Here is a 1,048-nt window from a genome sequence, read left to right as displayed (position 1 = left end):
TGACTGCAACGCTCGCGCAGCTCGACGGGCAGATCGGGACCCTGGATGCCGAGATCGCCCGGCGCGCCAGGGAAAGCGAGGTCGCCCGCCGCCGGATGGGCTCCGCCCGCCCGGGCCCCAGGGGCTCCGCCCGTTCCCTCCTCAAACTGTCCTCCGGACAGTTTGAGGAGAGAACCCCGCCGGAGGATTTGCCGCTTGCGCGGACCGGCCCGGACTCCCCGGCATCGGCCCGCCGACCGCCACGGCTCTGGCCACACTCGCGCCGCCGCCTGAACTTTTCCGCAAGGGCCGGGACTTCGCGGCGCCGTGCCGGAGGCACGCCTCCGGCGTGACGCTCGGGCTCGCGCCGGGGCAGCACTCGACGGGCGGAAAGCAGCGGCTGGGCGCCACGGCGACCCTCCCGGGACATTGCGTTCCGCAATGCCCTGCCGGGCAGCGGATGGGCGAGCGCTCCCTGCGCCGATTGCCGATCATCGGGGCCAAGAGCGTCATCATCAAGCGGCTCAGCCACGCCTCGGCGCGCCCGGGCACCTGGCTCGCGCGGATGCCGGAGCGCAAGCCGCCGATGCTTGTGCGCGTGGCCCTTGCGAACAGCGAGCGGTGACGCGCCACCGGTCCGAGCGCATCGCGAGCGGCGCGCGTTCGCCCGCTCGCTCGAACCATGGCGCTCGCGGGCCCACTCCGGGCACTGACGAAGAGCGGAGAGACCTGCCGGGTTCCGGCCGCGGCGGCGCAAGGCCGGCCAGCGGCCGCGAGACGCCGGAGCGGAGGAGGGCAAGGAGAAGTTTGGCGCAACGGTCGTGAGACGGGATCGGCAGAACCAGGGTGCAACAAGGTGCCTTCGGGCACGCGGCATTGATCTGGACGTTCGGCATCTCTCTCGGACCGTCGCCCATCGGGCTCGAACCAATGGCGCCACGATGGGCAACCGTTCGATGCCTCGCTCCGCGAACACCACCCAGACCTTGTCCGGCGCCGCGACGTCGAACTGCCGATCCAAGATGTTGTCGACCATGACCGAAGACTTGCCGCCATACTTCCCGGGGCG

General features: G+C 71.6%; 1 pseudogene. It reads left to right on the top strand.

Going from position 1 to position 1,048, the window contains the following annotated elements:
• Nucleotides 1–209 precede the first annotated feature (209 nt).
• Nucleotides 210–592, top strand: a pseudogene (locus HCC78_RS32720) (hypothetical protein); the annotation flags it as partial.
• Nucleotides 593–1,048: the final 456 nt, after the last annotated feature.

The organism is Mangrovicoccus sp. HB161399 (genome assembly GCF_013184745.1).
GTDB lineage: Bacteria > Pseudomonadota > Alphaproteobacteria > Rhodobacterales > Rhodobacteraceae > Mangrovicoccus.
The sequence above is the reverse complement of the archived record's forward strand: the minus strand, read 5'-3'. Positions and strand labels throughout refer to the sequence as shown.